Here is a 19,660-nt window from a genome sequence, read left to right on the forward strand (position 1 = left end):
GCCGCGATGTTCGAGAAGGTACTGATCGCCAACCGGGGGGAGATCGCCCTGCGGGTGCTGCGCGCCTGCCGCGAGCTGGGGGTGCGTACGGCGGTGGTCTACTCCACCGCGGACGCCGGCTCCGCCGCTGTGCGCCTCGCCGACCAGGCCGTGCGGATCGGACCGCCGGCCAGCCGGCGCAGCTACCTCAACGCCGCCGCGATCGTGGAGGCCGCCCGGCAGGTGGGCGCGCAGGCGGTGCACCCCGGCTACGGGTTCCTCTCCGAGGACGCCGACTTCGCCGAGATCTGCGCCGACAACGGCCTGACCTTCATCGGCCCGCCGCCGGAGGTGATGTCCGTGCTGGCCGACAAGTCCTCCGCGCGGGCGCTGATGCGCCGGGCCGGGCTGCCGCTGCCGCCGGGCAGCGTAGCGCCGGTGCCCACCGCCGCCGCCGCGGCGGAGGTGGCCGCCGAGGTGGGCTACCCGGTGATCGTCAAGGCCGCGGCCGGCGGCGGGGGCCGGGGCATGACGGTGGTCGCCACCCCGGCCGAGCTGCCCCGGGCGTACGCGCGGACCCGGGCCGCCGCCCAGGCCGCCTTCGGCGACGACCGGGTGTACGTGGAGCGTTTCCTCACCGGTGCCCGGCACGTCGAGGTGCAACTGCTGTGCGACGGCCACGGCAACGGCGTGCACCTGGGCACCCGGGACTGCTCGGTGCAGCGTCGGCACCAGAAGCTCGTCGAGGAGGCGCCGGCCCCGGCCCTGTCGGCGGCGACCCTGGAGGCCATCGCGGAGTGCGCGCTGCGCGGCGCCCTGCATGCCGGCTTCACCGGTGCCGGCACCGTGGAGTTCCTCGTCGACCCCGACGAGCGGTTCCACTTCCTGGAGATCAACTGCCGGATCCAGGTCGAGCATCCCGTCACCGAGATGATCACCGGGATCGACCTGGTGCACGAGCAGTTGCACATCGCCGCCGGAGTGCCGCTGCGCTGGCGGCAGGAGGACATCCGGCCGCACGGAGTCGCCATCGAGTGCCGGGTCAACGTGGAGGACCCGGACCGCGGCTTCGCGCCGACACCCGGCCGGCTGGACCGCTTCGTCCCGCCCGGCGGCCCGTTCACCCGGGTCGACACGCACGGCCACGCCGGCTACCTGTTCGGCCCGCACTACGACTCCCTGCTGGCCAAGGTGGCGGTCTGGGCGCCGGACCGGGAGCTCGCGCTCAACCGGCTGGAACGCGCCCTCGACGAGTTCGACATCGCCGGCCCCGGGGTCCGCACCACCATCCCGTTCGTCCGGCGGGTGCTCGACGACGCCGGGTTCCGCAAGGGCCGCTACTCCACCGGCCTGGTCGACCAGTTGCTCGCCGGCCCGCCCGAGCACACCACTAGGAGACTCCGATGACCGTCACCCATGGCCGTCCGCCAACCGCCGAGATCACCGACATCCTGGTAACCAACTGCGGGCTGGACGCCGACGCGGCCGCCCGCGCCCCGGCCGCCTCCCTGGAGGAGCTCGGCATGGACTCGCTGGCGCTGCTCGAACTCTCCGCCGTGGTCGCCGACCGGTGGCAGGTGCAGATCCCCGAGCAGGCCGGGCAGCTCAGCATCGCGGGCGTGGCCGAGCTGGTCGCCCGCCGCGCCGAGACGCCCGGGCACACCGAGAACAGCGTCCTCATCACCGCGCCTCTGCCGCTGGTCTGGGACGTCACCAACGACGTCGCCAACTGGCCGGAGCTGTTCACCGAGTACGCCCGCGCGGAGATCCTGCACCGCGACGGCGACACGGTACGGTTCCGGCTCACCATGCACCCCGACGAGAACGGGGTGGCGTGGAGCTGGGTCAGCGAACGCACCGCCGACCCGGGCACCCGGCAGGTCCGCGCCCAGCGGGTGGAGACCGGGCCGTTCGAGTACATGCGCATCCACTGGCGCTACACACAGGAGCCCGGCGGCACCCGGATGACCTGGGTGCAGGACTTCGCCATGAAACCGACCGCCCTGGTGGACAACGCCGGCATGACCGACCGGATCAACGCCAACAGCGCGGTGCAGCTCGCCGTGATCAAGGAGAAGATCGAGCGGCTGGCCGGTGCCGACGGTGGCCGGATCCCGGCCGGCACCGACGGGTCGACGGGGGCCGGCGATGAGTGAGGGCAGCCTGCGGCTGGTCGCGGCCGTCGACGTCGCGCCGGACGGTCGTCGCGGCGGGGAACTGCGGGTGCTGCTCGGCCCGAAGACCGTCGGCAGCACGTCGGGCTTCATGGGAGTGGCGACGCTGCGCCCGGGGGAGCGGATCGCCGAGCACTACCACCCGTACAGCGAGGAGTTTCTCTACCTGGCCCGGGGCACGATCACCGTGGACCTGGACGACGAGCCGGTGCCGCTGGAAACCGGACAGGCGCTGTTCGTACCGCGCAACGTGCGGCACCGGCTGCGCAACACCGGCGACGAGCCGGCTGAGGTGGTCTTCCACCTGGGGCCGCTGGCACCCCGGCCCGAACTCGGCCACGTCGACACCGAACTGGTCGAACAGCGGGGCGGAGCATGACCGGGCGCCGCACGGTGGTGACCGGCGTCGGGGTGGTCGCACCCGGCGGCGCCAGCCGGGACCGGTTCTGGAAGACCATCACCGAGGGGCGGACGGCGACGCGGCGGATCACCTTCTTCGACCCGGCGCCGTTCCGGTCCCAGATCGCCGCCGAGTGCGACTTCGACCCGGTCGCCGCCGGCCTGACCGGGGCCGAGCTGCGGCGCGCCGACCGGTACGTGCAGTTCGCCCTCGCCTGCGCCGCCGAGGCGGTCGCCGACGCCGGCCTGGAGCTCACCGACGCCGAGCGGGACCGCACCGGGGTGGTGCTAGGCACCGCCGTCGGCGGCACCACGGCCCTGGAACAGGAGTACGTCACCGTCAGCGACACCGGCCGCCGCTGGCTGGTCGACGCCGGGCGCGGCGGCCCGTACCTCTACCAGGCGCTCGTGCCAAGCAGCCTCGCCGCCGACGTGGCGTGCCGGCACGGGCTGCACGGCCCCGCGCAGGTGGTCTCCACCGGCTGCACCTCCGGCATCGACGCGATCGGGTACGCCCACCATCTCATCGCCGACGGCGAGGCCGACATCGTGCTGGCCGGGGCGGCCGACTCGCCGATCTCCCCGGTCACTGTCGCCTCCTTCGACGCGATCAAGGCGACCAGCCCGGACAACGACGACCCGGCGCACGCCTCCCGCCCGTTCGACAACGACCGGCACGGCTTCGTCCTCGCCGAGGGGGCGGCGGTGCTGGTGCTGGAGGAGGCCGATCATGCCCGGCGTCGTGGCGCCCACGTCTACTGCGAGGTGGCCGGCTATGCCAGCCGCAGCAACGGCTACCACATGACCGGGTTGCGGCCCGACGGGCTGGAGATGGGGCTGGCCATCTCGGCCGCGCTGAAACAGGGCCGGATCGCCCCAGCGCAGGTCTCCTACATCAGTGCCCACGGCTCCGGCACCCGGCAGAACGACCGGCACGAGACCGCCGCGTTCAAGCGGGCGCTCGGCCAGGCCGCGTACGGGGTGCCGATCAGCTCGATCAAGTCGATGGTCGGGCACTCGCTCGGCGCGATCGGCTCGATCGAGATGGCCGCCTGCGCGCTGGCGGTGGAGTTCGGCGTGGTGCCGCCGACGGCCAACTGGTCCACCCGGGACCCGGAGTGCGACCTGGACTACGTTCCGAACGAGGCGCGTGAGCTGCCCGTCGACGTGGCGCTCTCGGTGGGCAGCGGGTTCGGCGGTTTCCAGTCGGCCATGGTGTTCCGCCGGCTGGCCGGGCGGGTGCGGGCGTGACCGCGCGGGCCGTGGTGACCGGCATCGGTGTCGTGGCGCCCAGCGGGATCGGCGTGGACGCGCACTGGCGTACTGTGCTCGCCGGCACCCGCCGCACCGGGCCGATCACCCTCTTCGACCCCGCCGGCTATCCCACCCGGTACGGCGGGGAGGTGCCCGACTTCGACGCCACCGCGTACGCCGACAACCGGCGGCTGGTGCAGACCGACCGGTGGACGCACCTCGGCTTCGCCGCCACCCGGTTGGCGCTGGCCGATGCCGGCCTGCCCGAACGGGCCCCCGACCCGTACGGCTACGCGGTGGCCCTGGCCAGTTCCTCCGGCGGGAACCTGTTCGGGCAGCGGGAGTTGCAACGGCTCTGGGGCGGGCCGTCCCGTACCGTCGGGGCGTACCAGTCGATCGCCTGGTTCTATGCGGCCAGCGTCGGCCAGCTCTCCATCCACCACCAGTTCAAGGGACCGTGTGGGGTGCTGGTCGCCGAGACCGCCGGCGGGCTGGACAGCCTGGCACACGCCGCGCGGGCGGTGCGCCGGGGCACGCCGGTGGTGATCGCCGGGGCGACCGAGTGCCCGCTGAGCCCGTACGCCCTGGCCTGCCAGCTCCGTTCCGGCCTGCTCAGCGATGTGGCCGACCCGGAGCGGGCCTACCGGCCGTTCGACGCCGCCGCCAGCGGCTACCTTCCCGCCGAGGGTGGCGCGGTGTTCGTGGTGGAGGAGTTGGGCCACGCGCTGTCGCGGGGCGCCCGCGTGTACGGCGAGGTGACCGGTTGGGGCGCCACCCACGACGCCGTCCACACCGGACCCGACACCGCCGGCGACCCCGTCCAGTACGCCCGCGCGATGCGGCTGGCCCTGGACCGGGCTGGCGTCGGGCCGGAGACGGTCGACGTGGTGCTGCCCGACGCGCTCGGCGTGCCCCGGTACGACCGCAGCGAGGCCACCGCGCTGCGCGCCGTCTTCGGCGACCGGCCGCCCCCGGTGAGCACTCAGAAGCCGCTGACCGGACGCGCGTACCAGGGCGGATCGGCGCTGGACGTTGCCACCGCACTGCTCGCCTTCGGGCATGACACGCTGCCCGCCTCCGCCGGGCCGGACGAGGTGGCCGAGGGATGCGAGTTGGACTTCCTGCGGGAGCACCGGCGACCGCGCAGCCGGCTGGCGCTGGTCTGCGCCCGCGGCTTCGACGGATTCAACAGCGCGCTGGTCCTACGTGGGGCCGCGCCGCCGAGGGGAGTGGCGTCATGAGCGAGTGCAGCGAGCGAATCGTCGGTGCAGTGTGTGTGGAGGCTGGTGGCGGGTCGGAGCGTAGCGAGGAGCCGTCATGAGCGAGCGGCGGGCCCGGGTGGTGTTCCTGGTGCGGGTGCCGGACGAGCGCACGGAGGCGTTTCTGGCCGCGTACGAGGCGGTCCGGCACCTGGTGGCCGGGGGCGTCCCGGGGCACCTCGTCGACCAGGTCTGCCGTTCGTCGGCCGACCCGGAACAGTGGCTGATCACCAGTGAGTGGGCGAGCCTGGCCGACTTCGAGGCGTGGGAACGCAGCCCGGAGCACCGGGACCTGGTGCGGCCGATGCGGGAGTGCTTCACCGACGCCCGGTCGCTGCGCTTCCTCATCCACGCGCAGACCTCCGCCGCGGCCCGGCCTGACCCCCGCGCCGAATCACCCCGGCTGTCCCGCTCGTAGCTAATCCCACCGCCCGCCTGCCCCGGCCACCATCGAAGGGCCGGCGCCGGAATGGGCTGTTCGCCAGCCGCAGCAGGGCACGAGTGGAACACCATGGGTGTCACCGTCCGCCGTTGACAACCATGGTGTTCCACTCGTCCCCGCGCGCGCCGTAGTGCGGGGTGTGCCGCCCCGGCACGCGCTGGTTCTGATACGGTCCGCCGCTGGGTGCCGCCTGGTGCCGCCTGGTGGGATTTTCCGGCGGGGAGTTCGACCCGTAGCGGGAGGCGGGCGCGGGCGCGCAGGCGCGGTCGACCGGCGGACGCGAGATTCGTGGACCCGCCCGGGTAGCTACACCGTTCCGACCCTGCCCGCGCGGCCTAACCGTCCGACCCTGTCCGCGTGGCCTTACCGTTCGGACGGTTAGCCCGCGCGGCCTAACCGTCCGACCCCGCCCGCGCGGCCTAACCGTCCGACCCCGCCCGCGCGGCCTACCGTCCGACCCCGCCCGCGCGGCCTACCGTCCGACCCTGCCCGCGCGGCCATAGCGTCCCGACTCGAACGCGCCATCGGCCGTCCGGCGGACGTCTCGCGCCGTACGCACGATGGGTCATCCGGCGGTTACCCTCAGCCGACGTACGTGCCTGATCCTGCCCGCCGAACCGGCTGTAGGCAATCCGGCCGGCCGCCCTTTCTGATCTAGCCATTCGCATCTAGCTATGGATCCGAACGGCGTCGTAAGGTTCCCCGCAGCACCCCGACAGGCACACCTTATGGGCGTTTACGCCCTTTATGAGGCTGGGCGGTGAACGGTAGTGACGACGGGAAATCCTGCGGCAAGAGACCCGGCCTGGGTGGACGAAATTCTGCTCTCCGGCCGTTCGACCGATATTTGTTTCCGACTTCCCGAACCGGTCGACCGGGGCACCCTGCGCCGGCTGGTGGTCGACGCGCAGGCCCGCCTCGGCGCCGCCGGACTGCGCCCCGAGGGCGCCGCCGCACTGCGGATGCCGCCCTCGCTGGCGTATGTGGTGAACCTGCTGGCCACCTGGCGCACCGGGGCGCAGGCGATCCTGCTCGACCACCGGCTCACCGACCACGAGGTCGACCGGGCGCTCGCGCGGCTCACTCCGCAGGTTGTCGTGGCCCCGGTCCGTAGCGGTGGCGGCGGCCTGCGGATCTTCGTCGACGTCACCGAGGGCGTCACCGGGTACGCGGACCGCCCGGCGGTCAGCGGGCACGCGGTGATCCAACTCAGCTCCGGCTCCACCGGACCGTCCAAGGTGATCGGACGCACCGCCGACGACCTGGTCGCCGAGGTACACCGTTACACCCACCTCGACGGGGTGGCGCTGCCCGGCGAACGGATCATCCTGTTGCCCTCGACGGTGCACGTGCTCGGCCTGGTCGGCGGCCTGCTCCACGGCCTGCACACCGGGGTCGAGCTGGTGCCGCCGGAGCGGCTGGCCGGCGACGCCGTGCTGGCCGCCATCGCCGCCGGCGACTCACCGGCCACCGTGCTCGGCGTGCCGTTCCACATCGGACTGCTCGCCTCCACCCGCCCGACCGGGCCGCTGCCGCAGTTCAAGCGGATGACCACCGGCGGCGAGCTGGTGCCGGCCGCCGTCGCCCGGGCCTTCACCGACCGGTACGGCGTGCCGTTGGGCAACATGTACGGGATGACCGAGGTCGGCGTCATCGGCACCGACCTGCACGGCCGCCACCGCCCGTCGATCGCCCCGGCGCCCGGCATCGGCGTCCGCGAGGTCGACGGCGAGTTGTGGGTGAGCTGCCCCGCGTCGCCGTACGTCGGGCTGAGCGACCCCGGCCGCTGGGCCGACGGCTGGCTGCACACCCGCGACGCCGGCACCGTCGAGCCGGACACCGGCCTGGTCACCGTACGCGGGCGGCTCGACTCGCAGGTCTCCGTCGGTGGCCTGAAGGTCGACCTGACCGAGGTGGAGTCGACCGTGGCCGAGCTGCCCGGCGTCGCCGCCGCCGTGGTCGTGTTCGACGGCGGCATCACCGCCTACGTGCAGCCGGCCGGGCCGCTGTCGGAGGAAATGCTGGACAAGTTGCTCGCCGAGCGGCTGGCCGGCTACAAGCGTCCCCGCACCCTGCACCTGGTGAATCAGTTGCCCCGCACCACCACCGGCAAGCTGGTCCGCTCGGTCGACGCGTTGCGGACGGCGGCGACGTGACCGCTGCGCCGCGCCGCCCCGTCCACGTTCCCGGCAACGTCCACCTGGACCGTGACGACCTCGACCGTGGGCCCGTCGGCGGCGACCACCGCGACGGCCAGGACGAGACCCCCGCCCACCGGCGGATGCCCGACGCACAGGTTCGCGACGCCGGGCACCGGTCGCAGCCACCCGCCGCCGTCGGCGAACCCCGGCCGCCGGAGCGCACCGGGCCCGTCGGGCACGGGCATCCGTCGGCGCAGACCACCATCGCGCAATCCCACTCCGAGCGCCTTGCCCACGGCCTCCTTCGCCGTCCACAACCGCAGGAAGTCCGCCGCCTGCCCGTCGGCGGGGCGCCCGGCCAACCAGGCCGCCTCGGTCGGCGCGTACCACCGGCGGGCCAGCTCCCGCGCGGGCAGCGGGCGGCACCGCTCCACGTCGACCCCGACCGGCCCACCCGGACGGGCGGCGACCACCACCACCGGGCCGGACCGGCTGACGCTGACCGGAAGCTCCACCCGAGCGCCCGCGCCACACACCGCGACCAGCGGACGCCCGTCGCGGCCGTGCCGCACCACGATTTCGTCCTCCGCGCGACCGAGCAGCGTGGCACCCGCCCGCCGCAGTAGCAGCCCGGCCGGGGCCGGCCGACCGCCGACGCCCCGCCCGATCCACACGTACGCGGTGTCCCGACCGGGCACCGGTGACTGGCTCACGGAAAGAGGTTAACCATGCGACCCGAGATCCGCGCCTTCGTCGTCGAGCAGCTCGACGACATGAACTACGACGTCGAGGGCATCGACGAGGACACCACGCTCGGCCCGTCCGGGGTGGACCTGGAGTCGTTGGCCCTGGCCGACCTCGCCGTACGGGTGGAGGACCGCTACGGCGTGAAGTTCGCCGACGACGAGTCCGAGAAGCTGGCCCTGATGACGGTCGGCGAGTTCACCACGATGGTCGCCGACCGGGTCGCCGGGGCGACGAGCGACAACTCCTGATGGCCGGTCAGCCCGACCTCGAACGGGCCGACCTGGTGAGCATGCTCGCCGAACTCGCCGGGAAGCCGGCCGCCGAGGTCGGCGACCGGATCGGCTCCATGGAACTGGCCTGGCTGGTGCACCTCGTCGAGCAGCGCCACGACCGGCGGCTCGACCTCACCGACGACCAGCTCGCCGGCATCCGTACCGTCGACGACGCCCTGGCGGTCTTCCGGACCGCGCTGACCGCTGCCTCCGATGGCTGAGCGACCCGCCGTCCAGCTCACCGGCTTCCACGCGACCAGCGCACTCGGCCGAGGCGCCGACGCCCAGCTCGCCGGTGTGCTCGCCGGTGCCCCGGCGTTCCGGCCGGTGGACCGCTTCGACACGACGCCCCGCCGGGTCGACGCCGCCGCCACCCTGCCCGACGCCGGCGACCTGGCCGACGAACTGGCCGAGGCGGTCGACGCGGCGTGCCGGGACGCCGGGCTCGACGCCGGCCGCCGGGCGGGCACCGCCCTGCTGCTGGCGGTGCACGGCGGTGCGGGCGTGCCGGCGCTCACCACCGGGCTGGCCGCCCGGACGGGGCTCACCGGCCCGGCCCGGGCGTACACCACCGCCTGCGTCTCGGCGAGCAGCGCGGTCGCCGACGCGGCGGCCCTGATCCGTCGCGGCGACGTCACACGCGTGGTGGTGGCAGCCGGATACCTGGTCGAGCCGGACCAGTACGCGCTCTTCGACGCCGGTCGCGCCCTCGCCACCGACGGCGCGGTGCGCCCCTTCAGCGCCGGCCGCACCGGGCTGCTGCTCGGCGACGGCATCGCCGCGGTGGTGCTGGAGTCGCCGGCCGCCGCCCGGGGGGCGGTCGCCGACCTGCTCGGTTGGGGCCGGGCCGGGGACGCGTTCCACCCCTGCCAACCCGAGCCGGGCGGGCGCGGCCTGGCCCGCGCGGTCACCGCCGCGCTGCGCCGGGCCGGGCTCACGGCAGAGGCGATCGGGTACGTCAACGCCAACGCCACCGGCACCGGCCACAGCGACGCCGCCGAGGCGGCGGCGCTGCGCACCGCGCTCGGCGCGGCGACGGCCCGGATCCCGGTCAGCTCCACCAAGGCGCTGCACGGGCACGCCCTGGAAGCCTCCGGCCTGCTGGAGCTGGTGGTGACCGTGCTCGCCCTGCGGCACGGGAAACTGCCCGTCAACGCCGGCTGGCTCGGCCCCGACCCGGCCTGCCCGCTGGACGTCGTCCGCGACGCGCCCCGGCCCGCCGCCACCGGGTACGCGCTGAGCCTCAACGCCGCCTTCGGCGGCGCCAACACCGCGCTGCTGGTCGGTGCGGCATGAGCGCGGGCGGCGGACCCACCGACACACGCCCCGAGGGCTCGGCGACGCACGGCCGCCTCACCGTGCTGGCCGAGGCGGCCTGGCCCGAGCCGGGCGACGGCGCGCCGCCGCGGGTGCCCGGGTACCTGCACTCCAGCTTCCCGCCCCTGGTCGCGGCGGTCGCCGAGCGATGCCTGACCCGGGCGTACGGCCGGCGGCCGGCCCCCTACGGCGAACGGATCGCGGTCGTGCTGGTCAGCGCGGCCGGGGACCGGGCCAGCGCGGCGCACGTGCGCGCCACGGTTGCCGGCGGCGGCCGGCCCGGGCCGCTGTTCTTCTTCCAGTCGGTGCCCAACAGCGTGGCCGGGCACGTGGCCGCCCGCTGGGGGCTGGGCGGGCCGGTGCTCTGCCTGGCGCCGACCGGCGACCCGCGCGCCGAGGGGACCGCCGAGGCCGAGCTGCTGCTGCACGACGGCGACGCCGACCGCGCGTTGCTGGTCCTGATCGAACAGGCACCCGACGACGGCGGTGCGCGGGGCCCGGGCGGCGTGCCTGGCACCCGGGCCGTCGCGGTGCTGCTGGGAGGAGACGCACCATGAGGAACAGGAGACTGCGCGGGGTGCTGGCCGCTGACAAACGGATCGGCGCCGGCAACGTGCTCGCCCGGGTGCTGGCCCACGGCGTCGACCCGGACGGGCCGGGCCTCACCTTCGACACCGCCGTGGACGGCCACCCGGCCGAGCGTCCGCTGACCCTGGCCCGGCTCGACGAGCGGGTGGCCGCCCGCGTCGCCTGGCTGCACGAGCGGGGGATCAAGCCCCGTGACCCGGTCGCCGTCTGGGCCACCGCCGCCGCCGACATGGTGCTCAGCTTCCTCGCGCTGACCCGGCTCGGCGCGATCCCGGCGCTGATGAACGGCAGGCTGCGTCCCGAGATCGCCGCCGAGTACGTCCGCCGGCTACGCGGCGTCGGGGTGCTCGCCGACGACGCGCACGCCGCCCTGCTGGCCGGGCACGACCTCGGCGTGCCGGTGCTCGGCACGCCCGCCGAGGCCGGCACCGGCGACCCGGCCGCCGCGCCGGAGCACTACCGGCACCACGCCGACGACCCGGTCGTCATCACCCACACCTCCGGCACCACCGGGGTGCCCAAGGCGGTACTGCACTCGCACGCGAGCCTGTTCGCCGCCACCCGGCACCTGCTCACCATGCCGCAGGCGCAGGGCACCCGCCGGATCCTCAACGCGCTGCCCGCCCCGCACACCGCCACCGTGCTCATGGTCAACCAGGCCCTCGGCAACCGGGCCGAGATGTTGCTGCTGTCCGACCAGGGTGGGGAGCGGGTGCTGGAGGCGATCCAGCGCTGGCGCCCCGACGGGGTGTTCGGGTTCTCGGTGACCTGGGCGGAGCTGGCCCGTTTCGACCTGGCCGCGTACGACCTGGACTCGGTGTCGCTGTGGTTCAACACCGGCGACTGCTCGCACGAGCCGCACGTCCGCCGGCTGGTCGCGGTCGGCTCCCGCGACGTGGTGACCCGCGAGGGGGTCACCCGGGTGCCCGGTTCCGTCTTCATCGACGGGCTCGGCTCCAGCGAGATGGGGCACTCGATGTTCCACATCACCCACCGCGTCGACACCGACCGGTACGGCCGCTGCGTCGGCCGGCCCTACCAGTTCGCGAAGGTCGCCGTCCTCGACGCCGGGGGCGACCCGGTGCCGACCGGCCAGGTGGGCTGGCTCGGCATCGACTCGCCGTCGCTGTTCCGCGGCTACTGGAACGACTCGGTCACCACGTACCGGTCCCGCCAGCGTGGCTGGTACCTCACCGGCGACCTGGTGTACGCCGACGAGGAGGGCCGCTACCACCATCTGGACCGGGCCGTCGACGCGGTCGACGCGGGCGACGGGCGGTGGTTCTACACCGCGCTGTCCGAGGAGCGGGTCCTCGCCGCCTGCCCGGACGTCACCGACTGCACCGTGGTGATCACCTCCGGGGCCGACCGGGTGGTCACCGACGTGCTGCTGGAACTCGCCGCCGGCGCCGATCCCGCCGAGGACCGCACCGATCAGGTCCGGGCCGCGCTCGGTCCGGACGTCGGCGCGACCCTGCGCCGGGTCGTGCCGGTCCGCCCCGCCGACCTCCCGGTCACCGTCACCGGCAAGGTGCGCAAGGTGGTGCTGCGGGAGCGGTACCTCACCGAGTCGCCGTCATGACCGCCGTCATCACCGGGATGGGCCTGTTCACCCCCGTCGGGCGGGGCGTCGACGCCACCTTCGACGCGCTCTGCTCCGGCCGGTCCGGGCTGACCCGGCCGCCGGCCGGGCACCCCGCCGCCGAATCGCTGGAGGTTGCCGGCCTGCTCCCGGAGATCGATCCGCGTACCGTCGCCTCGGGGCCGGAGACCCGGGTGCTGGACCGGATCGTGGTGCTCGCCCTGCTCGCCGCCGCCGACGCGCTCGCCGACGCCGGCATCGAGGTCGGCCGGGACGTGGACCCGGGGCGCGTCGGGGTGATCGTCGGCGGGGTCGGCGGGATGTCCACCCTGGAGTCGCAGGTGCTGGCCCGCGCCGAGCGCGGCCGGGCGGCGGTCAGCCCGTACCTGCTCACCGGCATCCTGCCGAACATGCCGTCGGCCCGGATCGCCATCCGGTACGGCATCCGCGGCTACACCTCGTCGGTCGGCACCGCCTGCGCCTCCGGCGCCCAGTCGGTCGCCGACGCGGTCCGGCTGATCCGCGCCGGGGAAGCCGACGTGGTGCTCTGCGGGGCCAGCGAGGCGCCGCTGTTCCCCACCTTCGCCGATACTTTCGGCAACGCCCGGGCGCTGGCCCGGGGCTGGGCTGATCCGACGGCGGCGAGCCGGCCGTTCGATGCCCGCCGCAACGGGTTCGTCCTCGCCGAGGGCGCGGCCCTGCTGGTGCTGGAACGCGCCGAACACGCCGCCGCCCGGGGCGCCACCGGCTACGCCGAGGTCGCCGGGTACGGGGCGACCACCGACGCGTACCACCCGACCGCCCCGCGCCCCGACGGTGCCGGCGCGGCGGAGTGCATGCGGCGGGCGCTGGCCAGCGGCGGCGTTCCCGCCGCGCGGATCGGCTACGTCAACGCGCACGGCACCGGCACGAAACTCGGCGACATCGCCGAGACCACCGCGTTGGTCGAGGTGTTCGGTGACGGCGGCGTGCCGGTCAGTTCCACCAAGGCGCTCACCGGCCATCTGCTCGGCGCGTCCGGGGCGCTGGAGGCGGCGGCCACCGCGCTGGCGCTCGGCCGGGGCCTGCTGCCACCGACGCACAACCTCGACGACCCGGACCCGGCCTGCCCGGCGGACCACATCCGCTGCGAGCCGCGCAGGACGGACACCGGATACGCGCTGACCAACTCCTTCGGCTTCGGCGGCCAGAACGTGAGCCTGCTGCTCGCGCGGGCCGCCCGGCCGAGGGGCTGACGACGTTCCACCCCGGGCGGACCGCGCCCGGACGGCAACCACGGGGGAACCGTGGAAAGGGCTGAGGACATGGACATCCGTGGGATCGACCACATCGAACTCTTCGTCGGGGACGCCCGGCAGGCGGCCTTCTACTTCGACCGGGCGGTCGGCTTCCAGCTGCGCGGCCAGGGCGGCCCCGAGACCGGGCTGGCCGACCAGCGGTCGCTGCTGCTGTGCCAGGCGGACATCCGGATGCTGCTCACCACCGGGCTCACCGCCGAACACCCGGCGTCGCGGTACGTGCGGCGGCACGGCGACGGCGTCGCCGTGGTCGCGCTGGAGGTCGACGACGCCGCCGGCGCGTACGCCGAGCTGGTGCGCCGGGGGGCGGCGGGGGTGACACCGCCGACCACCTTCACCGGCGCGGACGCCGAGGTGGTGACCGCCGAGGTGGGTGGCTTCGGCGACGTGCTGCACCGCCTGGTGTCCCGGCGTGGCGACCCGGGCGAGTTCCTGCCCGGGGCGGTCGAGATGACGCCCCCGGACGGCGGCGGCGGCAAGCTGCTCGCCGAGATCGACCACCTGGCGGTCTGCGTGCCACCCGGGCAGCTCGACGAGACCGTCGGGCGCTACCGGGACGTGTTCGGGTTCGCGGAGATCTTCGCCGAACACGTCGAGGTCGCCGGGCAGGCGATGAAGTCCACGGTGGTGCAGAGCCCCTCGGGGCGGGTCACCCTGGTGCTGCTGGAGCCGGACCGCTCCCGCCGGGCGGGGCAGCTCGACGCGTTCCTGGACCAGCATGTCGGTGCCGGGGTGCAACACCTGGGGCTGCGCACCGACGACATCGTCACCGCCGTCGCCGCCCTCGCCGACCGGGGGGTGCGCTTCGCCGGCACCCCCGGCAGCTACTACGACGCCCTGGAGGCGCGGGTCGGCCCGGTGGACGCGTCGCTGGAGCGGCTGCGTGACCTCGGCGTGCTCGTCGACCGCGACCACGGCGGTCAGCTGTTGCAGATCTTCACCGAATCCATGCACGTGCGCCGCACGCTCTTCCTGGAGCTGATCGAGCGGCGTGGGGCGCGGACCTTCGGCAGCGGCAACATCAGGGCGCTCTACGAGGCCAAGGAACGGGAACTGGCCGCGGCTGGGGCGAACCCCGTCGTGGCCGCGACACCGCAGGAGGTGCGGGCGTGACCGCGACCGAGTTCGAGCTGACACTGACCGTCGAGGAGGAGGCGCTGCTCCCCTCCGAGCAGGACGTGGCGTTCTACGCCGCGCACGGCTGGTACCTGTCGAAGAAGCTGCTCACCGACGACGAGGTGGACGCCCTCACGGCGGCCGCCGACCGCTACTACGACGGCGAGCGGGACCGCCGGCTGCCGGTACGCCCGCCGAGGCTCGCCTACTGGGACCCGTCGAAGGGCCCGGTGCAGCGGCACAACGACTACGTCCACCACGAGCACGACGGGCTCGGGGCGATCCTGCGCAAGCCGCTGATCGGCGCGGTCGCCGCCCGCCTCGCCCGGGCCACCGAGATCCGGATCTTCCAGTCCACGCTGATCTACAAGCCGCCGGTCTCCGGCGAGCCGTCGAACATCGTGCCCTGGCACTTCGACAAGCACTACTGGGCGTCCTCGTCGTCGGAGAACATGCTCACCGCGTTCATCCCGATGCACGACTGCGGCGAGGAGATGGGCACCATCACGATGGTCGACGGCTCACACCGCTGGACGGAGGTCGGCGCCGACGACACCGTGGTGCGCCACTTCGCCGAGCGCGACCGCGACCAGTTGGAGGAGATGCTCGCCGAGAACGCGGCCCACAACGGCGTGCGAATCCGCAAGGTGCCGATGGTGATCCCCAAGGGACACCTGAGCTTCCACCACTGCCGCACCTACCACGGCAGTGGCGCCAACGTCAGCGGTCGCCCGCGCCGGGCGATCTCGCTGCACCTGCAGGACGGCGACAACGCCTGGCGGGAGCATCCGCTCTCCGACGGCACCCTTGCCGCGTACAACCACGACGTGCTGGTCCGCCGCACCCACGACGGGCGGCCGGACTACGCGGATCCCGAGTACTGCCCGGTCATCTGGCGCCACCGCGCCGCACAGGGAGGCTGACATGTCACGGTACGACTGGGGGAAGACCCACCCGGGGATCGAACGGCTGGAGAAGGCGGTGAGCGAACGCCGCGACGCGGTGGTCCGGCACCCGCTCTACGCCGCGCTCGACACCCACGAGGCGCTGGTCACCTTCATGGAGCACCACGTCTTCGCCGTCTGGGACTTCATGTCCCTGCTGACGTCGTTGCAGCGGCAGCTCACCTGCGTCACCGTGCCGTGGATCCCGACCGGGCCCACCGGCAGCCGCCGCCTGATCAACGACATCGTGATGGTGGAGGAGAGCGACGAGTTGGGCGACGGCTACATCAGCCACTTCGAGCTGTACGTGCGGGGCATGCGGGAGGCCGGCGCCGACACCACGGCCGTGGACAAGCTGGTCGATCTGCTGCGGGCCGGCCGGCCGGTGGCCGAGTCGCTGGTCGCCGCCGGTGTGCCGGGGCCGTCCGCGGCGTTCGCCGGCACCACCTGGCGGATCATCGAGACCACCCCGGTGCACTGCCAGGCCGCCGCCTTCGCCTTCGGCCGGGAAGACCTGATCCCCGACATGTTCACCCAGGTCGTCGCCGTCAACGAGCGCAGCCGGCGGCTGGACACGTTCGTCGACTACCTGGAGCGGCACATCGAGGTCGACGGCGAGCAGCACACCCCGATGGCGATGCAGATGCTCGCCGACCTGTGCGGCGACGACGACGCCAGGTGGCAGGAGTGCGCGGACACCGTCAACACCGCGCTCGCCGCCCGCGCCCGGCTGTGGGACGACATCCTCGCCGCGATCAAGGAGGGGCACGACCGGTGACCGACGCCGACCCGGTCCGGCTCTACCGGACGGTACGGCTGATCCGCCGCTTCGAGGAGCGGGCGATCGAGCTGGTCCGCTCCGGGCACATCGTCGGCGGCATCCACCCGTACCTCGGACAGGAGGGGATCGCCGCCGGGGTATGTGCCGCCCTGCGCGCCGCCGACGTGATCGCCGGCACCCACCGGGGGCACGGGCACGTGCTCGCCAAGGGCGCCGACCCGGCCCGGATGCTCGCCGAGCTGTGCGGCCGGGTCACCGGCCTCAACGCCGGCCGGGGCGGCTCGATGCACGCCGCCGACTTCGGCGTCGGCGTGCTCGGCGCCAACGCCATCGTCGGCGCGTCCGGGGCGATCGTCACCGGCGCGGTGTGGGCACGCCGCCGCCGGGGCGAGGACACCGTCGGGGTGAGCTTCTTCGGCGACGGCGCGGTCAACGAGGGGATGCTGCTGGAGGCGTTCAACCTGGCCGCGCTGTGGCGGGTGCCGGTGCTGTTCGTCTGTGAGAACAACGGCTACGCCACCACCATGCCCGTCGCGGGCGCGGTCGCCGGCAGCATCCCCGGCCGGGCCGCCGCCTTCGGCATCCCGGCCGCCGTCTTGGACGGCCAGGACCCCGAGGCGGTACGCGACGCCACGGTGGCCGCCGTCGACCGGATGCGCGCCGGCGGTGGCCCCGAGCTGATCGAGGCCCGGACCTACCGGTTCGACGCCCACCACACCTTCGAACACGCGGTACGTCTCGACTACCGCCCGCCCGACGAGGTGGCCCGGGGCCGATCCCGCGACCCGGTGGACATCCAGGGCGGCCGGCTCTCCGCCGCCGTTCGGACCGAGGTGGACGCCGAGGTGGAGTCCACGCTGGCGGCGGCCGTCGAGTTCGCGCTCGCCGGCGCAGAACCGGACCCGGCCGACGCCCTGGCCCATTTGTACGCCAGTGGGCTGACCGCCCGTACCGGAGGTGGCTGAATGCCCAGGCTGTCCTACCGCAGGGCGCTCACCCGGGCGCTCGCCGACGAGTTGGCCCGCGACGAGTCGGTGTTCCTGCTCGGCGAGGACATCCGGGTGGCCGCCTCGAACGTCACCGCCGGGCTGTTCAGGCGGTTCGGCCCGGAACGGGTGCTCGACACCCCGCTGTCGGAGCAGGCGTTCACCAGCTTCGCCACCGGCGCGGCCCTGGCCGGGATGCGGCCGGTGGTCGAGTTCCAGATCCCGTCGCTGCTGTTCCTGGTCTTCGAGCAGATCGTCAACCACGCGCACAAGTTCCCGCTGATGACCGGCGGGCAGTGTTCGGCACCCGTCACGTACCTGGTGCCGGGCTCCGGTTCCCGGACGGGCTGGGCGGGGCAGCACTCCGACCACCCGTACAGCCTCTTCGCCCACGTCGGGGTGACCACGGTCGTGCCGGCCACCCCGGCCGACGCGTACGGGCTGCTGGTGTCGGCGGTGCGGTGCGACGACCCGGTGGTGGTCTTCGCCCCGGCCGGGGCGCTGGACGTCCGCGACGACGTGGACCTCGCCGTGCTGGCCCCGGTGCCGCTCGGCCGGGGCCGGGTGCACCGCTTCGGCGACGACGTGACCGTGGTCGCGGTCGGGCACCTGGTGCACGACGCCCTCGCGGTCGCCGAGGAGTTGGCCGACCAGGTGTCGGTGGAGGTGTTCGACCCGCGCACGCTCTACCCGTTCGACTGGGACGGCCTTGCCGAGTCGGTGGCGCGCACCGGGCGGCTGGTGGTGGTGGACGACTCCAACCGCTCCTGCGGCATCGCCGGGGAGATCATCGCGACCATGGTCGAGCGGGTGCGGCTGGTCGCGCCGCCCCGCCGGGTCACCCGCCCCGACGGCGCGGTGCTGCCGTTCGCCCCGGCGCTGGACCGGGCCGTGCAGCCGAGCCGCGATCAACTCCTGGCCGCCATCGGACACGTGATGAAGGACGGATGATGAACGACGCCGACTACCGCTGGCCCTCCGCCGCCAAGGCGTGGCTGGACCTGCCCGCGCCGATCCGCGCCGAGATGGTTGCCGCCGGGGCCGAGTCCTGGCGGGAGGTGTTCGACGGCCGGGCCACGTACAACAAGCAGTGGCGGCTGGCCCGGCCGCCGGTGATGGACGAGACCTCGCTCGGCGTGCTCAACGCCGTCTCCGACCGCCTCGCCCAGCTCATCTTCGAGGCGTGCCGGCGGCGGGCCGGCACGGCGGGGGAGCTGCGCCGGCTGCTGAACGTGCCCGACGGCGAGACCCGGCTGCTCGACGACGACGAGCCGCTGACCGAGGCGCTGCTGGACGCGTTCCGGCCGGACGTGCTGCTCTCCGACGGGGTGCCCCGCTTCGTGGAATACAACATCGACAGCAGCCTCGGCGGCGCGTTCGACGCGGACACCACCGTGCGCCGCTTCGTCGACGTCTACCGGCGGCGCGGCCTCACCGACCGGGCCCGGCTGGCGGCGGCCCCCTCGGCGGTGGACCGGCGGTTCGCCGCGATCCGCGCCGGCCTCGGCCTGCCCGACGGTGCCCGGGTCGCCATGCTGATCGACTTCGACGCCGAGTACCCGGGACTCGACGACCCACAGCGGTTCATCCGGCTGCTGTCGCCGGTGGTCGAGCGGGCCGCTGTGAGCGGCATGGATCTGGTCATCGCGCCCGTCTCCCAGGTCACCCTCGACGACCGCAGCCGGCTGGTCGCCGACGGTGCCCCGGTCGACGGGGTGTTCCGGCTCTTCGTGCCCAACCGGGTCACCCCGAGCGCCGGGGTGGACGCCCTGGCGGCGGGGCTGGCGGCAGGCACGGTGCCGATGTGGGTGTCGGTGGCGGCCTGGCTGGTCGCCAACAAGCGCGCCTTCGCCTGGCTGTGGGAGGACGCCGAGACGCTGCCGGCCGAGGACCGGGACCTGGTGCACCGGTACGTGCCGCGTACCTGGTCGCTGACGGCGGGACTGCTCGACCGGGCGGTACGCGACCGGGCCGCCCTGGTGGCGAAGCCGGCCGACGGTTCCGCCGGGGTGGACGTGCTGATCGGCCGGGAGACCGACGCCGACGCGTGGCGCGACGGGCTGACCCGCGCCGTCGGGCGGGGCGGCTTCATCCTCCAGGAGTACGTGAAGGCCGACGACGTCCCGCTGGACTTCGTGCATATCGAGACCGGTGAGACGGTGAGCGCCGAGGTCCCGTACAGCATCGCCCCGTACCTGTTCGGCCGCCGGCCGGCGGGCGCCTGCATCCGCACCGGCTTCCCCGGCTGCGACGCAGTCCTCAACCTGGCCCGCGGCGTCCTCCTCTCCGGCCTCCTGGTGACCGACTGACCACCCCGCCCCGCTCACTCGCCGCCCCACTCACCCCTCCGCACTCTCTCCGCCCGCCCCCTCTTCGCGTCG

At 74.2% G+C, this 19,660-nt stretch carries 20 protein-coding genes; 19 read left to right on the forward strand and 1 reads right to left on the reverse strand.

What is annotated here, in order from left to right:
* Positions 1 to 6: 6 nt before the first annotated feature.
* The 7 genes from GA0070608_RS22975 (at position 7) to GA0070608_RS23005 (ending at position 7,663) form a co-directional block, all read left to right on the forward strand.
* The gene (locus GA0070608_RS22975; protein WP_091630572.1) at positions 7 to 1,386 is read left to right on the forward strand and encodes an acetyl-CoA carboxylase biotin carboxylase subunit; all 1,380 of its coding nucleotides are present in this window, start codon (positions 7 to 9) and stop codon (positions 1,384 to 1,386) included.
* Positions 1,383 to 2,135: an SRPBCC family protein gene (locus GA0070608_RS22980; RefSeq protein ID WP_091630573.1), complete on the forward strand. Its 753-nt coding sequence runs from the start codon at positions 1,383 to 1,385 to the stop codon at positions 2,133 to 2,135. Before GA0070608_RS22975 ends, GA0070608_RS22980 begins: the two co-directional genes overlap by 4 nt.
* Positions 2,128 to 2,532, forward strand: a complete 405-nt coding sequence (locus tag GA0070608_RS22985) for a cupin domain-containing protein (RefSeq protein ID WP_091630574.1) — start codon at positions 2,128 to 2,130, stop codon at positions 2,530 to 2,532. The genes GA0070608_RS22980 and GA0070608_RS22985 overlap by 8 nt, the downstream gene beginning before the upstream one ends.
* Positions 2,529 to 3,803, forward strand: coding sequence for a beta-ketoacyl-[acyl-carrier-protein] synthase family protein (locus GA0070608_RS22990; RefSeq protein WP_091630575.1), 1,275 nt, complete (start codon positions 2,529 to 2,531; stop codon positions 3,801 to 3,803). Before GA0070608_RS22985 ends, GA0070608_RS22990 begins: the two co-directional genes overlap by 4 nt.
* On the forward strand, positions 3,800 to 5,047 hold the full coding sequence (locus GA0070608_RS22995; protein WP_091630576.1) for a beta-ketoacyl synthase N-terminal-like domain-containing protein: 1,248 nt from the start codon (positions 3,800 to 3,802) through the stop codon (positions 5,045 to 5,047). Before GA0070608_RS22990 ends, GA0070608_RS22995 begins: the two co-directional genes overlap by 4 nt.
* Before the next feature lie 76 nt (positions 5,048 to 5,123).
* Positions 5,124 to 5,483, forward strand: a complete 360-nt coding sequence (locus GA0070608_RS23000) for an antibiotic biosynthesis monooxygenase family protein (RefSeq protein ID WP_091630577.1) — start codon at positions 5,124 to 5,126, stop codon at positions 5,481 to 5,483.
* 833 nt (positions 5,484 to 6,316) lie between these two features.
* The gene (locus tag GA0070608_RS23005) at positions 6,317 to 7,663 is read left to right on the forward strand and encodes a class I adenylate-forming enzyme family protein (protein ID WP_091630578.1); all 1,347 of its coding nucleotides are present in this window, start codon (positions 6,317 to 6,319) and stop codon (positions 7,661 to 7,663) included.
* On the opposite strand, the gene GA0070608_RS23010 is transcribed toward GA0070608_RS23005, so the two are convergent.
* Positions 7,594 to 8,361 carry a 4'-phosphopantetheinyl transferase family protein gene (locus GA0070608_RS23010; RefSeq protein WP_091630579.1) on the reverse strand — a complete coding sequence of 256 codons (768 nt, stop codon included), beginning with the start codon at positions 8,359 to 8,361 and terminating at the stop codon, positions 7,594 to 7,596. The genes GA0070608_RS23005 and GA0070608_RS23010 overlap by 70 nt on opposite strands.
* A gap of 15 nt (positions 8,362 to 8,376) precedes the next feature.
* On the opposite strand from GA0070608_RS23010, the gene GA0070608_RS23015 reads away from it, so the two are divergent.
* The 12 genes from GA0070608_RS23015 (at position 8,377) to GA0070608_RS23070 (ending at position 19,588) form a co-directional block, all read left to right on the forward strand.
* On the forward strand, positions 8,377 to 8,643 hold the full coding sequence (locus GA0070608_RS23015) for an acyl carrier protein (RefSeq protein ID WP_091630580.1): 267 nt from the start codon (positions 8,377 to 8,379) through the stop codon (positions 8,641 to 8,643).
* A complete protein-coding gene (locus GA0070608_RS23020; protein WP_091630581.1) occupies positions 8,643 to 8,888 on the forward strand; it encodes a hypothetical protein in 246 nt (81 codons plus the stop codon). Before GA0070608_RS23015 ends, GA0070608_RS23020 begins: the two co-directional genes overlap by 1 nt.
* Positions 8,881 to 9,963 (forward strand): beta-ketoacyl-[acyl-carrier-protein] synthase family protein, encoded by a 1,083-nt coding sequence (locus GA0070608_RS23025; RefSeq protein WP_091630582.1) that lies wholly within the window; start codon positions 8,881 to 8,883, stop codon positions 9,961 to 9,963. The genes GA0070608_RS23020 and GA0070608_RS23025 overlap by 8 nt, the downstream gene beginning before the upstream one ends.
* A complete protein-coding gene (locus GA0070608_RS23030) occupies positions 9,960 to 10,541 on the forward strand; it encodes a beta-ketoacyl synthase chain length factor (protein WP_245715894.1) in 582 nt (193 codons plus the stop codon). The genes GA0070608_RS23025 and GA0070608_RS23030 overlap by 4 nt, the downstream gene beginning before the upstream one ends.
* The gene (locus GA0070608_RS23035) at positions 10,538 to 12,154 is read left to right on the forward strand and encodes a class I adenylate-forming enzyme family protein (protein WP_091630583.1); all 1,617 of its coding nucleotides are present in this window, start codon (positions 10,538 to 10,540) and stop codon (positions 12,152 to 12,154) included. Before GA0070608_RS23030 ends, GA0070608_RS23035 begins: the two co-directional genes overlap by 4 nt.
* A complete protein-coding gene (locus tag GA0070608_RS23040) occupies positions 12,151 to 13,389 on the forward strand; it encodes a beta-ketoacyl-[acyl-carrier-protein] synthase family protein (protein ID WP_091630584.1) in 1,239 nt (412 codons plus the stop codon). Before GA0070608_RS23035 ends, GA0070608_RS23040 begins: the two co-directional genes overlap by 4 nt.
* A gap of 69 nt (positions 13,390 to 13,458) precedes the next feature.
* Positions 13,459 to 14,565, forward strand: coding sequence for a 4-hydroxyphenylpyruvate dioxygenase (gene hppD / locus GA0070608_RS23045; protein WP_091630585.1), 1,107 nt, complete (start codon positions 13,459 to 13,461; stop codon positions 14,563 to 14,565).
* Positions 14,562 to 15,491, forward strand: coding sequence for a phytanoyl-CoA dioxygenase family protein (locus GA0070608_RS23050; protein WP_091630586.1), 930 nt, complete (start codon positions 14,562 to 14,564; stop codon positions 15,489 to 15,491). The genes hppD and GA0070608_RS23050 overlap by 4 nt, the downstream gene beginning before the upstream one ends.
* Before the next feature lies 1 nt (position 15,492).
* Complete coding sequence (locus tag GA0070608_RS23055) at positions 15,493 to 16,290, forward strand: DUF3050 domain-containing protein (RefSeq protein ID WP_091630587.1); 798 nt, start codon at positions 15,493 to 15,495, stop codon at positions 16,288 to 16,290.
* Positions 16,287 to 17,258: a thiamine pyrophosphate-dependent dehydrogenase E1 component subunit alpha gene (locus GA0070608_RS23060; protein WP_091630588.1), complete on the forward strand. Its 972-nt coding sequence runs from the start codon at positions 16,287 to 16,289 to the stop codon at positions 17,256 to 17,258. Before GA0070608_RS23055 ends, GA0070608_RS23060 begins: the two co-directional genes overlap by 4 nt.
* Positions 17,259 to 18,230 (forward strand): alpha-ketoacid dehydrogenase subunit beta, encoded by a 972-nt coding sequence (locus GA0070608_RS23065; RefSeq protein ID WP_091630589.1) that lies wholly within the window; start codon positions 17,259 to 17,261, stop codon positions 18,228 to 18,230.
* A complete protein-coding gene (locus GA0070608_RS23070) occupies positions 18,230 to 19,588 on the forward strand; it encodes a hypothetical protein (protein WP_091630590.1) in 1,359 nt (452 codons plus the stop codon). Before GA0070608_RS23065 ends, GA0070608_RS23070 begins: the two co-directional genes overlap by 1 nt.
* The last annotated feature ends 72 nt before the right edge of the window (positions 19,589 to 19,660 follow it).

Source organism: Micromonospora peucetia (assembly GCF_900091625.1).
Taxonomy (GTDB): Bacteria; Actinomycetota; Actinomycetes; order Mycobacteriales; family Micromonosporaceae; genus Micromonospora; species Micromonospora peucetia.

Bases quoted from the DNA above. Each gene is read 5' to 3' on its own strand.
- GA0070608_RS22975 (WP_091630572.1), top strand. From the start codon at position 7: ATGTTCGAGAAGGTACTGATCGCCAACCGGGGGGAGATCGCCCTGCGG.
- GA0070608_RS22980 (WP_091630573.1), top strand. From the start codon at position 1,383: ATGACCGTCACCCATGGCCGTCCGCCAACCGCCGAGATCACCGACATC.
- GA0070608_RS22985 (WP_091630574.1), top strand. From the start codon at position 2,128: ATGAGTGAGGGCAGCCTGCGGCTGGTCGCGGCCGTCGACGTCGCGCCG.
- GA0070608_RS22990 (WP_091630575.1), top strand. From the start codon at position 2,529: ATGACCGGGCGCCGCACGGTGGTGACCGGCGTCGGGGTGGTCGCACCC.
- GA0070608_RS23000 (WP_091630577.1), top strand. From the start codon at position 5,124: ATGAGCGAGCGGCGGGCCCGGGTGGTGTTCCTGGTGCGGGTGCCGGAC.
- GA0070608_RS23015 (WP_091630580.1), top strand. From the start codon at position 8,377: ATGCGACCCGAGATCCGCGCCTTCGTCGTCGAGCAGCTCGACGACATG.
- GA0070608_RS23020 (WP_091630581.1), top strand. From the start codon at position 8,643: ATGGCCGGTCAGCCCGACCTCGAACGGGCCGACCTGGTGAGCATGCTC.
- GA0070608_RS23025 (WP_091630582.1), top strand. From the start codon at position 8,881: ATGGCTGAGCGACCCGCCGTCCAGCTCACCGGCTTCCACGCGACCAGC.
- GA0070608_RS23030 (WP_245715894.1), top strand. From the start codon at position 9,960: ATGAGCGCGGGCGGCGGACCCACCGACACACGCCCCGAGGGCTCGGCG.
- GA0070608_RS23035 (WP_091630583.1), top strand. From the start codon at position 10,538: ATGAGGAACAGGAGACTGCGCGGGGTGCTGGCCGCTGACAAACGGATC.
- GA0070608_RS23040 (WP_091630584.1), top strand. From the start codon at position 12,151: ATGACCGCCGTCATCACCGGGATGGGCCTGTTCACCCCCGTCGGGCGG.
- hppD (WP_091630585.1), top strand. From the start codon at position 13,459: ATGGACATCCGTGGGATCGACCACATCGAACTCTTCGTCGGGGACGCC.
- GA0070608_RS23055 (WP_091630587.1), top strand. From the start codon at position 15,493: ATGTCACGGTACGACTGGGGGAAGACCCACCCGGGGATCGAACGGCTG.
- GA0070608_RS23065 (WP_091630589.1), top strand. From the start codon at position 17,259: ATGCCCAGGCTGTCCTACCGCAGGGCGCTCACCCGGGCGCTCGCCGAC.
- GA0070608_RS23070 (WP_091630590.1), top strand. From the start codon at position 18,230: ATGAACGACGCCGACTACCGCTGGCCCTCCGCCGCCAAGGCGTGGCTG.